11 protein-coding genes are annotated in these 12,774 nt (G+C 72.3%); 2 read left to right on the top strand and 9 right to left on the bottom strand.

Annotated features, from left to right (window positions below):
- Positions 1-1,227 (bottom strand): glycoside hydrolase family 10-like protein, encoded by a 1,227-nt coding sequence (locus ACZ7KF_RS13365; protein ID WP_471073396.1) that lies wholly within the window; start codon positions 1,225-1,227, stop codon positions 1-3.
- 180 nt (positions 1,228-1,407) lie between these two features.
- Between ACZ7KF_RS13365 and ACZ7KF_RS13370 the strand changes: the two genes are divergently transcribed.
- A complete protein-coding gene (locus tag ACZ7KF_RS13370) occupies positions 1,408-2,283 on the top strand; it encodes a 3-hydroxybutyryl-CoA dehydrogenase (protein ID WP_225822038.1) in 876 nt (291 codons plus the stop codon).
- Between the two features lie 194 nt (positions 2,284-2,477).
- Positions 2,478-2,738, top strand: coding sequence for a hypothetical protein (locus tag ACZ7KF_RS13375; RefSeq protein ID WP_361692557.1), 261 nt, complete (start codon positions 2,478-2,480; stop codon positions 2,736-2,738).
- Here the strand turns inward: ACZ7KF_RS13375 and ACZ7KF_RS13380 are convergent.
- From ACZ7KF_RS13380 to rplT, 8 genes are all read right to left on the bottom strand, one after another.
- Complete coding sequence (locus tag ACZ7KF_RS13380) at positions 2,735-3,271, bottom strand: NUDIX hydrolase (protein WP_471072844.1); 537 nt, start codon at positions 3,269-3,271, stop codon at positions 2,735-2,737. The genes ACZ7KF_RS13375 and ACZ7KF_RS13380 overlap by 4 nt on opposite strands.
- Before the next feature lie 65 nt (positions 3,272-3,336).
- Positions 3,337-4,677 (bottom strand): transcriptional regulator, encoded by a 1,341-nt coding sequence (locus tag ACZ7KF_RS13385; protein ID WP_471072846.1) that lies wholly within the window; start codon positions 4,675-4,677, stop codon positions 3,337-3,339.
- 253 nt (positions 4,678-4,930) lie between these two features.
- A complete protein-coding gene (locus ACZ7KF_RS13390) occupies positions 4,931-6,028 on the bottom strand; it encodes a PP2C family protein-serine/threonine phosphatase (protein WP_471072849.1) in 1,098 nt (365 codons plus the stop codon).
- 261 nt (positions 6,029-6,289) lie between these two features.
- A complete protein-coding gene (gene pheT / locus ACZ7KF_RS13395; RefSeq protein ID WP_471072852.1) occupies positions 6,290-8,812 on the bottom strand; it encodes a phenylalanine--tRNA ligase subunit beta in 2,523 nt (840 codons plus the stop codon).
- A complete protein-coding gene (pheS, locus tag ACZ7KF_RS13400) occupies positions 8,812-9,933 on the bottom strand; it encodes a phenylalanine--tRNA ligase subunit alpha (RefSeq protein ID WP_471072855.1) in 1,122 nt (373 codons plus the stop codon). The genes pheT and pheS overlap by 1 nt, the downstream gene beginning before the upstream one ends.
- A 126-nt stretch (positions 9,934-10,059) precedes the next feature.
- Positions 10,060-11,196, bottom strand: coding sequence for a sensor histidine kinase (locus ACZ7KF_RS13405; RefSeq protein ID WP_471072858.1), 1,137 nt, complete (start codon positions 11,194-11,196; stop codon positions 10,060-10,062).
- A 50-nt stretch (positions 11,197-11,246) separates the two neighbouring features.
- The gene (locus tag ACZ7KF_RS13410; RefSeq protein WP_471072861.1) at positions 11,247-12,107 is read right to left on the bottom strand and encodes a TrmH family RNA methyltransferase; all 861 of its coding nucleotides are present in this window, start codon (positions 12,105-12,107) and stop codon (positions 11,247-11,249) included.
- A 195-nt stretch (positions 12,108-12,302) separates the two neighbouring features.
- Positions 12,303-12,686: a 50S ribosomal protein L20 gene (gene rplT, locus ACZ7KF_RS13415; protein ID WP_006141703.1), complete on the bottom strand. Its 384-nt coding sequence runs from the start codon at positions 12,684-12,686 to the stop codon at positions 12,303-12,305.
- Positions 12,687-12,774 lie beyond the last annotated feature (88 nt).

The raw sequence follows: 12,774 nt of genomic DNA on the forward strand, positions 1-12,774 counted from the left end.
TCACCTCGGTGGTCTCGCCGGCCCCCGGTAGTGGTCGGCGACCACCCTGGCCATCGCCCCGACCGGATCGGCCGCGACGTCGCCGGCGGCGAAGAAGGCGTGTCCGCGGACCTGCGGGTACCGCGCGGCGAGGGTCAGGTGCCGGGACAGCTCGACCGGGTCCTGCCACGCCGAGGGCTGCCCGGCGGCGCCCGCCTTGTACAGGGCCTCGCCGACGTACAGGTGCGTCCCGCTGCCCTCGGCGACCTCCGCCCACCAGGCGATCAGCCGGGCGTAGTCGGCGTCGGCGTTGCCGATGTGCCAGTACAGCTGCGGCACGATGTAGTCGATCCAGTGGCCGCGCACCCATCTGCGGGTGTCCGCGTAGAGATCGTCGTACGTCTCGATGCCCGCTCGTGTCTCGGAGCCGCGGGGGTCGGTCGTCGCGTTGCGCCACACCCCGAAGGGGCTGATCCCGAACCGGGTGCCGGGCCGGATCCGCTTGATGCCGGCGGCCATCTCGCGCACCAGCTTGTCGATGTTGTCCCGGCGCCAGGCCGCCCGGCTGGGGAAGGCCCCGCCGTGACGGTCGTAGGCCGCGTCGTCGTCGAAGGTCTGCCCCGCCACCGGATAGGGGTAGAAGTAGTCGTCGAAGTGGACGGCGTCGACCGGGTAGCGGGCGACCGCGTCGAGCATGGCCCGGCGTACGAAGGCGCGGACCGCGGGCAGGCCGGGGTCGTAGTAGAGCCGGCCGCCGTAGGGCACCACCCAGTCGGGGTGCGTGCGCGCCGGGTGCGAGGCGGCGAGCCGGGCGGGGTCGGCGTGGTGCGCGATCCGGTACGGATTGAACCAGGCGTGCAGTTCCAGCCCCCGGGCGTGGGCCTCCGCCACGGCCGTGCCCAGCGGGTCCCAGCCCGGGTTCCCGCCCTGGGTGCCGGTGAGGTACTCCGACCAGGGCTCGTACGGCGACGGCCACAGGGCGTCGGCCGTGGGCCGCACCTGGAGGATCACCGTGTTGAGCCGGTCGCGGACGGCCCGGTCGAGGTGGGCGATCAGTTCCTCGCGCTGCTCGGTGGCCGTGCGGCCGGGACGTGAGGGCCAGTCCCGGTTGAGGACGGTCGCGATCCAGACACCGCGCAGCTCCGAGGTCTCGCCCGGCCGCCCGGACGGCCCCGGGACCCCGACGCGCCCGGCCGGCGCCGCGGCCAGCGTGGACAGCGCGGCCCGCGCGAAGGCCCGCCGCGACATGCCCACCATCCGCACACCCCCCGTACGCTCCGGATCCGCTCCGTCACGGATCGTTCCGCGCTTCAGGATGCACCCACCCGGCCGATCGATCATCGATACTTGGCGGTAACGTGCACGATCGGAGCAGGCGCCCAACCCGGAGGTCCTGCCCGCGAGCCGGAGAACAGCGAAGGGGTCGATGTGACGGACTTCCCATCGGGAGACATTGCGCGCGTCGGAGTCGTGGGCTGCGGCCAGATGGGCGCGGGCATCGCCGAGGTGTGCGCCCGCGCGGGACTGGACGTGAAGGTCGCCGAGACCACCGGCGAGGCCCTGGAGATCGGCCGTACCCGGCTGTTGAACTCCCTGGCCAAGGCCGCCGAGCGCGGCAAGATCAGCGAGGAGGAGCGGGACTCCACTCAGGCGCGGCTGAGCTTCACCACCGATCTCGGCGAGTTCGCCGACCGTGACCTCGTGATCGAGGCCGTGGTGGAGAGCGAGGCGGTGAAGACCGAGATCTTCCAGGTGCTGGACCAGGTGGTGACCCGGCCGGACGCGATCCTGGCCTCCAACACCTCCTCCATCCCGCTGGTGAAGCTGGCGGTGGCCACCTCCCGCCCCGACCACGTCGTCGGCATCCACTTCTTCAACCCGGCGCCCGTGCAGAAGCTGGTCGAGCTGATCCCGGCGCTCACCACCTCCGAGGGCACGCTGGGCCGCGCCCAGCTCTTCGCCGAGAAGGTGCTCGGCAAGCACGCCATCCGCGCCCAGGACCGCTCCGGTTTCGTGGTGAACGCGCTGCTCGTGCCCTACCTGCTGTCCGCGATCCGGATGTTCGAGTCGGGCATCGCGAGCCGCGAGGACATCGACAACGGCATGGAGATGGGCTGCGCCCACCCGATGGGCCCGCTGCGGCTGTCCGACCTGATCGGCCTGGACACCATCGTCTCCATCGCCAACTCGATGTACGCCGAGTACAAGGAACCGCTGTACGCCGCTCCGCCGCTGCTCCAGCGCATGGTGGAGGCGGGCCGGCTCGGCCGGAAGACCGGCTCGGGCTTCTACGCCTACGGCTGATCACACAGAGCTACCCGGTACGGGCCCGGCACCGCATGCGGTGCCGGGCCCGTACGTTTCACACACCGTGTGCGCGCCGGGCACGCATATGCCCGTCGCACACGCTCCCCACGCGCCCACCAGGCGAGTTGACTCATCATGCGCATGCAAGGGATGCGGAACCATCCATTTCGACTACCGAAAGGAACGGACTCGTGACCGCCGAACCGGAGCATCCCGTGGTCCATGGAGAACTCGCAGAGTTACGGCGCCGCCTCGACGTGGCCTACGCCCGGGTCGAGGGAGGGCTGGCGCTGCTGCGTCACCGCACCGAGGAGACCGCCAAGGAACTGGACGAGCTGAACTCCCGGATGGCCTCGCTGGAACACGCACGCTGGCCGCTGCCCTCGCTCGCCGCGCTGACCGCGCTCGGTGCGCTCGTGGTGACGATCTGGCAGGCGCTGGCGGCCCACTAGCCCTCGGCGAGCCTGAGGTGGTGCAGCAGCAGTAACGCGGCCGCCATGTTGGCGGCCGGGACCTCCCCACGGGCGATCAGGTCGGGGACGAGTTTGAGGGAGACCCATTCCCGCCGGTCCGACTCGAAGTCGTCCACGGGGTGGCCGACGTACTCGCCCCGGTCGGACCAGTAGATGTGATGCCGGGCGTCGGTGAGGCCGTTGGACGGCTCCACGCTCATGAGGTGGTGCAGGGGTCCCGGCCGCCAGCCGGTCTCCTCCTCCAGTTCCCTGGCCGCCGCGCTCGCGATGTCCTCGCCGTCCTCCACCACGCCCGCGGCCAGCTCCCAGCCCCAGCTGTCGGTGATGAAGCGATGCCGCCACAGCAGCAGCACCTCGTTCGCCTCGTTGACGACCGTGGCGACGGCCACGGGGCGCATCCGGATCAGGAAGTGGTCCAGGTGCCGGCCGTCCGGCAGCTCGACATCTGCGAGATTGACGCTGAACCAGCGGTTTTCATAGACAGTTTGTTCGTTCTGTTTCGTCCACTGCACGGTTCTGCCACCTTCCGCCGAGTAAGTGGCAATATCGCAGCAGGGACGGTGCACCTACAGTGGGCCTACAGCGGTACGCGCAGTGCCCCGTCGATGAGTTCGGCGGCCTCGGCGGTGCCGGCCGAGCCGCAGCGCACCAGATGCTCGCGTACCGCGCGGAGTCTGTCCCGCAGTCGCTGCGACTCCATTCCGCGAGCCTGCTCCGCCATCTGCACGGCGGTGGCCACGGCGTTGTCGGCGTTGCCCTGGCGCAGTTCGATGGTGCTGAGCATGGCCAGCCGGTGCACCCGCCCCCGGTCGTGGGCGGGGTTGTCGACGGCCGCCGCCGCGTGCTCCCTCGCCGCGGCGAGTTCCCCGAGGCTGAGCAGCGCCTCGGCCACCTGCACATTGACCAGCCCCGGCTGCACGTACCCCGTCTCGTCGGGCTCGTAGCCCCGCCGGATCCGGTCGGCCGCCGTCTCCGCGCGCCGGATGCAGGACAACGCGCTCCCGCTGTCGCCTAGATGGGCGTACGCCTTGGCCTGCATCGCGTACAGGTCGGAGGCGAGCGCCGGGGTGATGTGTCTGCCGGCGGTGCGCAGGGCGGCCTCGGCGAAGGCGACGGCCTGCCGGTACTCCCGCATGAACAGCGCCTGGTTGACCAGCAGGGCGATCACGTACGCGCCGAGTCCCCGGTCGCCGCTGGCCTTCGCCAGCCGCAGCGCCTGATGGAAGTAGCGCTGGGCGAGCCCGTGGGCGTCGGAGTCGTACGCGCAGATACCCGCGATCGCCACCAGGCCGCCGGTGGCCCGGTGCAGTTGACGGCCCGTGGCGTCGGTGTAGCTGCCGCGCAGCAGGGGCGCCGCCTCGGCGTTGAGGAAGCCGACGATCCGTGTCCGGGTCGCGATCCCGCCGGCCTTCCGGTACATCTGCTCGTAGTGCGTCCGGGCGGCACGCAGCATCTCGATGTCGGCCGTGGTCACCGGCTGCCGGCCGCCCCGCGAGACGTCCACGTCCTCGGGCGGGTTCTCCCACTCCCACACCGGCATCACGGCCGGGGTGCCGGTGACGGCGGGGGCGCCCAGCACATGGGGCCGCTGCTGCTCGTCCGACCGCCACAGGGCGGTGGCCCGCTCCACGAAGCCGGACAGCGAACCGGCGTGCGGGGTGCTCGGCTCGCCGGGCACTCCCAGGCCGATGTCGTCCAGCGTGACCGGCCGGCGCAGCCGGGCGGCCAGCACCTCGCAGATCAGGTCGGGCACCTGGCCGCGGGGCCGCTGCCCCTTCAACCAGCGCGCCACGGCGGTGTGTTCGTACCGCAGCGCGAGACCGCGGGTGCGGCCCGCCTGGTTGACGTGCGCGGCGAGACCGGCGTGCGAGATCCCCGCCTCGTCCAGGATGGCGTCGAGCAGAGTGTTGGGCTGCATGGAATGCCCCCCGAGTGGCCTGGTGCGGTCAGCGTAGTGGCTGTCCGTTCACACGGGGTGTGAACGGAGTGCCCGTATCCGGACTGTGTGCGCGGTGTCGCTCAGCGTGTCGAGCCGGTTGACTGAGATGCCTCGCAAGAGGTCGGCCGGGCCGCCGGCTCCCCCTCGAGACAGCGGCGGCCCGGCTGCTCCCACGGGTGCGCGGCTAGGGCCTCTCGTTTGGATCATGCCGGGCTGATCCAAACGAAAGACCCTAGCGGCGGGTGGTCGGCTGCGCACGGGTCGGGGCCGTGCGGGTGCGCGCGGCGGAGCCGCAGGTGCCGCCGTCCCGCGGCCCCGGGTCGGTGGAGCCGGACCGTCCGCGGTCGTTGCGCAGGACCAGGAGCGCGATGTCGTCCTGCGGCGTGCCGGCCGTGTGGTGCAGGAGCGCCGTGAAGACGGTGCGCAGGACCGTCTGCGGAGGGACCGGATGCTCGCGTACGGCCTCGCGCAGTGCCGCCGGCAGCGAGAAGAACCGGCCGCGGGCGTCCCTGGCCTCCTCCGCACCGTCCGTGAACAGGACCAGGGAGTCGCCGCGAAGCAGCTGTCCGCACGGGTGGGCGTCCAGTGCCCTCGGCAGCGGGAACGGCCCCAGCGGCGGCAGCGGGTCGGTCCGCGTCAACGGCTCGGCCCGGTCGCCGCTGAGCAGATACGGCCACGGATGGCCGCAGTTGAGGGCGCGCAGCTCGCCGTCCCGGCCGATCTCCAGGAGCAGCACGGTGACGAACTCCTCGGCGACCGGGTTGTCGGGATCCGCGGCGCCGCTCGCCGGATGTTCGGCGCGGGCCCGCTCGCGCAGGTGGCGGGCGAGGGCACGGTCCAGTCTGCGGAGCACGCGGCCCAGTTCGGGTTCGTCGTGCGCGGCCTCGCGGAAGCTGCCGAGGAGGGCGGCGACGGTGCCGAGGGCGGCCAGGCCGTGCCCCCGTACGTCGCCCATCACCACCCGGACCCCGTACTCGGTGGCGATGGCCTCGTACAGATCACCGCCGACGCTCGCGCCGCGGTCCGCGGACAGCTGGGCGGCGGCGACGTTGAGCCCGTCGAGGCGCGGCGGCGGCGGACGCAGCACCACGTTCTGGGCGGCGCACGCCGCTCGCCGGGCGAGCCGCAGTTCCCGCAGGAGGGTGCGGCGGACATGGAAGATGAGGCCGGTGCCGACGGCGAAGAAGACGGCGCTGGTGACGATGCGCGCCCCGAGCCCGTTCTGCTGGGCGAGTGGACAGCCGAACTTGTAGCCGACCGCGACGGCTCCCCAGACCGTGGGCAGCACGGCTCCTCGTGCGGTGGGCGCCCGTGCCTTGATTCGGATCATGCCTCTGGTCCCCCATGTGGGCCCTGAAGAGCAGACGGACCGGCCCCGAAAGGCCGGTCCGATTCTGTCGACGGCATGACCCGGCCGGGTCGGATCGCCCTCACTTCCCACCCGAACGAGTGAGACAAGCCGAGCCGACCTGCATTTATGCGGCCGGCAGCGGGTCCGGCACGTCCCCGAGGGGCCCGGGGCCGGACGCGGCGCGTGCGCGCCCGGCCGCGGAGGACCCGGGGCCGGGCGCGCACGGAAAGCTCGCGGCGGCTATCCGCGAAGCACCGCACCCGTCCGCTCGCCCGCGAGGGCGACGGCCGCGTCCCGAGCCGCCGAGGCCTCGTCCACGGTCAGCGTCCGGTCGGCCGCCCGGAAGCGCAGCGCGTACGCCAGCGACTTCTTGCCGTCGCCCAGCTGCTCGGCGTTCTCGTAGACGTCGAACAGCCGGATGGCCTCCAGGAGTTCGCCCGCGCCCTCGCGCAGCGCGGCCTCCACCTCGGCGTGCGGCACGAACTGGTCGACCACGAGGGCGACGTCCTGCGTGGCGACGGGGAACGTGGAGATCCGCGGCGCCTGCGGGACGCCGTCGCCCACCGCCTCCAGGGCGTCCAGGTTCAGCTCCGCCGCGCTGGTGCGCTCCGGCAGGCCCAGGGCCTTCAGGACGCGCGGGTGGAGTTCTCCGGCATGGCCCACGACCTGCTCCGTGCCGTCGGCGACGACGACCAGCTCGGCGCAGCGGCCGGGGTGCCAGGGACCGTACTGCCCCTTGCGCACGACCAGCTCGGCACCGGCCTCACGGGCCACGGCACGCGCCGCCTCGACGGCGTCGGCCCAGTCCGCGGGACGGCCCTTGCCCCACCAGCCGGACTGTTCGCGGGCGCCCGCGAGGACGACGGCGACATGCCGCGGCTGCTCGGGGAGCGCGGCGTTCAGCGCGGCGATCTCCTCGTCGGTGGGACGCCGGTCGACGGGCAGGTGCGCGGCGACCCGCTGCTCCTCGCGCGGGTGGAACACCAGCCCGGTCTCGAACAGCGCCAGGTCGTGCGAGCCCCGGCCGGCATTGCGCCGCAGGGCGCCGAGCAGACCCGGCAGCAGCGTGGTGCGCAGCGCGGGCTCCTCGTCGTTGAGCGGGTTGACCAGCTTGACGACACGGCGGGCCGGGTCGTCGGCCTCCAGGCCGAGCTGGTCGAAGACCTGCTCGCCGACGAAGGGGTAGTTCGGCGCCTCGACGTAGCCCGCGCCGGCCAGCGCGCGGCCGACCCTGCGGTGCAGCCGCTGGCGGTGCGTGAGGCCGCGGCCCGAGGGGGGCTTGGGCAGCGTGGAGGGCAGGTTCTCGTAGCCCTCCAGGCGGATGACCTCCTCGGCGAGGTCGTTCGGGTCGACGAGGTCGGGCCGCCAGGACGGGACGGTGACGATCAGCTCGTCCTGCCCGTACACGTCGCAGCCGACCTCCTGGAGGCGGCGGACGACCGTCTCCCGGCCGTACTCGACGCCCGCCACCTTGTCCGGGTGGTCGGCCGGGATGCTGATGGTGTGCGGGGCCGAGGGCGCGATGACCTCGGTGACGCCGGCCTCCGCCGTACCACCGGCGAGCAGGCCCAGCAGGTCCACGGTGCGCTGGGCGGCGGCCGCGGCGGCCTGCGGGTCGACGCCGCGCTCGAAGCGCCGGGACGCCTCGGAGAGCAGCTTGTGCCGGCGGGCCGTGCGCGCGATCGAGACGGCGTCGAAGTGGGCGGCCTCGATGACCACGTCGGTCGTGCCGTTCACCCCGTTCTCGGTGACCTCGTGGTCGGCGATCTCGGTGTGGGCGCCGCCCATCACACCGGCGAGGCCGATCGGGCCGCGCTCGTCGGTGATGACCAGGTCCTCGGCGTGCAGCTTGCGCTCGACGCCGTCGAGGGTGACGAGCTTCTCGCCCTCCTCGGCCCGGCGCACGCCGATGGTGCCCTGGACCAGCTTCCGGTCGTAGGCGTGCAGGGGCTGGCCCAGCTCCATCATCACGTAGTTCGTGACGTCGACGGCGAGCGAGATCGGGCGCATGCCGACCTTCTGGATGCGGCGCTGGAGCCAGATCGGGGAGCGGGCCTCGGGACGCAGGCCGCTGACCGTGCGGGCGGTGAAGCGGTCGCAGCCGAACGGCTCGGAGACCTGGACCGGGTAGCCGTAGGCGTTCGGGGCCGGTACGTCGATCAGGGCCGGGTCGCGCAGCGGCAGGCCGTAGGCGATGGCGGTCTCGCGGGCGACGCCGCGGATGGACAGGCAGTCGCCGCGGTTGGCGGTGACGGCGATGTCCAGGACCTCGTCGACCAGTTCCAGCAGCTCGATGGCGTTCTTGCCGACCTCGGTCTCCGGCGGCAGCACGATGATGCCGTGGGTGCCGTCGTCGCCCATGCCCAGCTCGTCGCTGGAGCAGATCATGCCGTGGGACGTCTTGCCGTAGGTCTTGCGGGCGGCGATGGAGAAGCCGCCGGGCAGCGTGGCGCCCGGGAGGACCACGACGACCTTGTCGCCGACGGCGAAGTTGCGGGCGCCGCAGACGATCTCCTGGGGCTCACCGGTGCCGTTGGCCTGGCCTACGTCGACCGTGCAGAAGCGGATCGGCTTCTTGAAGCCCTCCAGCTCCTCGATGGTCAGCACCTGACCGACGACCAGCGGGCCCTTGAGGTCGGCGCCGAGCTGTTCGACGGTCTCGACCTCCAGGCCGGCCGAAATGAGCTTGGCCTGGACGTCGCGGCCGGTCTCCGTCGCCGGCAGGTCGACGTACTCCCGCAGCCAAGAAAGCGGGACCCGCATCAGATCTCCATCCCGAACGGCCGGGTGAACCGGACGTCACCCTCGACCATGTCTCGCATGTCCTCGACGTTGTGGCGGAACATCAGCATCCGCTCGATGCCGAACCCGAAGGCGAAGCCGCTGTACTTCTCGGGGTCGATGCCGCAGGCGGTGAGCACCCGCGGGTTGACCATGCCGCAGCCGCCCAGCTCGATCCAGCCCTCGCTGGAGCAGGTGCGGCAGGGCCGGTCGGGGTTGCCGACGGACTCGCCCTTGCACACGTAGCAGAGCATGTCCATCTCGGCGCTCGGCTCGGTGAAGGGGAAGAAGTTCGGCCGCAGCCGGGTCTTCATGCCCTCGCCGAACAGGGACTGGACCATGTGGTCCAGGGTGCCCTTGAGGTCGGCCATGGTCAGGCCCTCGTCGATGGCGAGCAGCTCGACCTGGCGGAACACCGGGGTGTGGGTGGCGTCCAGCTCGTCCGTGCGGTACACGACGCCGGGGCAGATCACGTAGACCGGCAGCTCGCGGTCGAGCATCGAGCGGATCTGCACGGGCGACGTGTGGGTGCGCAGCACCAGGCCGGACTCGGTGCCGCCCTCGGGGCCCTGCACGAAGAACGTGTCGGCCTCGCCGCGGGCGGGGTGGTCCGGGCCGATGTTGAGGGCGTCGAAGTTGAACCACTCCGCCTCGACCTGCGGGCCCTCGGCGACCTCGTAGCCCATGGCCACGAAGATGTCCTCGATGCGCTCCGAGAGCGTGGTCAGCGGGTGCCGGGCGCCGGCCGGGACCCGGTCGTAGGGCAGCGTGACGTCCACCGCCTCCTCGACCAGGACGCGGGCGTCACGCTCGGCCTCCAGCTCGCTCTGGCGGGCCGCGAGGCCCTTGTTCACGGCGCCGCGGGCCATGCCGACGCGCTTGCCGGCCTCGGCCTTGGCGTGCGGGGGCAGGGCGCCGATCTCGCGGTTGGCGAGGGCCAGCGGGGAGGCCGGGCCGGTGTGGGCGACCTTGGCCTCGTGGAGCGCGTCGAGGGAGTCCGCGGCGGCGAAGGCGGCGAGCGCCTCGTCCCGCATGCGCTCGATCTCTTCCGGTTTCAACGCCTCGACCTCGACAGGGTCGTACGACTTATTGGGTGCCGACATTTCTTCCCGTGCTTCCGATTGGCTGGCGGATGGTCCCCGTCACCGACTGCTGGGCCGTGTGAAGGACACAAAGGTGCCAAAGGCCGAGTCTAACGGGGTGGAGGTAGACGCATGGCCCGTGGGCCGCTAGGCGAGATACGCCGGCGCGCTCACGGGCAACGTAAATCGGAACTCTGCGCCGCCGCCGGAGGCGCGGCCGACCGTGATGGTGCCGCCGTGGACCTCCACGATGCCCTTGACGATGTACAGGCCCAGTCCCGTGCCGCCGCGCTTGCTGCCCCGCCAGAAGCGGGTGAAGACGCGGTTCATGGATTCCTCCGGGATGCCGGGCCCCTCGTCGCTCACCGTGACCGACGTGCCGGTTTCCTCGCCCTCGCGCGGGGACGCCGAGGGCGTGACGTCAATGGTGACGGTTCCCTCGCCGTGCCGCACGGCATTTTCGATGAGGTTGCTGAGGACCTGGTCGATCTTGTCGGGGTCGGCCCACAGCGCGGGCAGCGGCTGTTCGATGCGGAGCAGGAACCGGTCGGCGCGCTGGCCGGCCGCGACGTAGGCCTGGATGTGCCGGGAGACGGCGGCGCCGATGTCGACGGGCTGCCGGCGCACCTCCAGCCGCCCGGAGTCGATCCGGGAGATGTCCAGCAGCTCGGCGATGAGCCGGGTGACCCGGTCGGCGTCGGCGTCGACGGTCTCCAGCATGAGCCGCTTCTGGTCGTCGGTGAAGCGTTCCCACTTGGCGAGCAGGGTGGCGGTGAAGCCCTTCACCGAGGTCAGCGGGGAGCGCAGCTCGTGGGCGACGGTGGCGATCAGCTCGGCGTGGCTGCGCTCGGTACGGCGGCGGGCCTCGGTGTCCCGGAGGGAGACCACCACGCACCGCACCGGCCCCAGCGGCTCGGCGCGCACGTAGCGGGCGGAGACCAGCACCTCGCGGCCGCCCGGCAGCAGCAGGTTGCGCTCCGGCTGCCGTACCCGGATCGCGAGCCCGCCGTAGGGGTCGGTCAGCTGCCACCAGCGGCGGCCCTCGAGATCCTCCAGCGGCAGCGCCGTCTCCAGCGACCGCCCGAGCGCGTCGGCGGGCCGTACCGCGGTGATGCGGGCGGCGGCGGCGTTGAAGCAGGTCACGCGGCCGTTCTCGTCGGCGATGACGAGACCGTCGGGCAGCTGGTCGGGATCGACGCCGGGACGGACGTCCGCGTGCGGGGGCGCGGGTGTGCGCCGCGCGTCCCGTCCCTCCGGCGCGGTGCTCGTGCCGGCCACACTCATCCCCGTACCCCACCTCTCAGACGGCGCAGGGCCCCGAGCTGGTCACCCTACTAGCTCTCGGTGACGGAGCGGCACCCTCCGGAGGCGCGCTGTGCACGGGCCGACGCGTAGAGACATACGGCGGCGGCCGTGGCCAGGTTCAGGCTCTCGGCCTTCCCGTGGAGGGGGACGCGCACGACGGCGTCGGCGAGGGCGCGGGTGTCCTCCGGCAGCCCCCAGGCCTCGTTGCCGAACACCCAGGCGGTGGGGCCGCCCATGGTGCCCTTGTCCAGCTCCTCGTCCAGGTCGCGGTCGCCGGCGCCGTCGGCGGCGAGGACGCGCACCCCGGCCTCCCGGAGGCCGGCCACGGCCCGCTCGACGGGCACGCCGACGGCGACGGGCAGGTGGAAGTGCGAGCCGACGGAGGCCCGGACGGCCTTGGGGTTGTACAGGTCCACGGAGGCGTCGGTGAGGATCACGGCCTCGGCGCCGGCGGCGTCGGCGCAGCGCAGCACGGTGCCGGCGTTGCCGGGGTCGCGCACATGGGCGAGGACGGCGACCAGCCGGGGCCGGGCGGCGAGGATGTCCTCGAAGGGGGTGTCCAGGAACCGGCAGACGCCGACCAGGCCCTGGGGGGTGACGGTGGTGGAGATCTCGGCGATGACCTCCTCGGAGGCGAGGTGCACCCGCGCGCCCGCGTCCCGGGCCTCGCCGACGATGTCGGCGTACCGCTCGGCGGCCTCGACCGTGGCGAACAGCTCGACGAGCGTCGCCTGTCCCCCGGCCCGATGCGCGGCGGCCTCCCGCACGGCCTGCGGCCCCTCCGCGAGAAACAGCCGGTCCTTGGTCCGGAAGTTCCGCTTGGCGAGCCGTCGGGCGGCGGAGACACGCGCGGACCGGGGGGAGATCAGCTCGGGGGTGGCGGGGGGCATCCTCTGCTTCACCTTCGGGAGAGTTTCTAGGTTTGCAACACCGTTGGACCGGAGCACCCCCGAGGGGCGCGGGGACCGCGCGATCGGCCCCCGCCGGGGCGCGGCCGAACGACGACCGGGGCACCAACGACAGGACCCGCAAGCCATACAGCCTGCGGGTCCTGCAGTGAACGTCGGCTCAGAGCCGGCGCGGCGTCACGCAGCCTTGGGGGCGTTGACGTCCGACGGCAGCGCCTTCTGCGCGACCTCGACGAGCGCCGCGAAGGCGTTCGCGTCGTTCACGGCCAGCTCGGCCAGGATCTTGCGGTCGACCTCGACGTTCGCGGCCTTCAGACCCTGGATGAAGCGGTTGTAGGTGATGCCGTTGGCGCGGGCAGCGGCGTTGATGCGCTGGATCCACAGCTGACGGAAGTCGCCCTTGCGCTTCTTGCGGTCGTTGTAGTTGTAGACCAGCGAGTGGGTGACCTGCTCCTTGGCCTTGCGGTACAGGCGCGAACGCTGACCGCGGTAGCCGGAGGCCTGCTCGAGGATCGCCCGGCGCTTCTTGTGGGCGTTGACTGCCCGCTTGACGCGTGCCACTTGTTAACTCCTTGTAGCGGGGTCGTGGTGGTGCTCACACGACCCGGAAACGACTGGGTCCCGGTCCTGGCGTACGGCGCTCAGTGGA

The organism is Streptomyces sp. NPDC038200, assembly GCF_055600785.1.

What these genes read in the sequence shown, in the direction of transcription:
- ACZ7KF_RS13365 (WP_471073396.1), bottom strand. Translation starts at nt 1,227, where the DNA reads ATGTCGCGGCGGGCCTTCGCGCGGGCCGCGCTGTCCACGCTGGCCGCG.
- ACZ7KF_RS13385 (WP_471072846.1), bottom strand. Translation starts at nt 4,677, where the DNA reads ATGCAGCCCAACACTCTGCTCGACGCCATCCTGGACGAGGCGGGGATC.
- ACZ7KF_RS13390 (WP_471072849.1), bottom strand. Translation starts at nt 6,028, where the DNA reads ATGATCCGAATCAAGGCACGGGCGCCCACCGCACGAGGAGCCGTGCTG.
- pheT (WP_471072852.1), bottom strand. Translation starts at nt 8,812, where the DNA reads ATGCGGGTCCCGCTTTCTTGGCTGCGGGAGTACGTCGACCTGCCGGCG.
- pheS (WP_471072855.1), bottom strand. Translation starts at nt 9,933, where the DNA reads ATGTCGGCACCCAATAAGTCGTACGACCCTGTCGAGGTCGAGGCGTTG.
- ACZ7KF_RS13405 (WP_471072858.1), bottom strand. Translation starts at nt 11,196, where the DNA reads ATGAGTGTGGCCGGCACGAGCACCGCGCCGGAGGGACGGGACGCGCGG.
- ACZ7KF_RS13410 (WP_471072861.1), bottom strand. Translation starts at nt 12,107, where the DNA reads ATGCCCCCCGCCACCCCCGAGCTGATCTCCCCCCGGTCCGCGCGTGTC.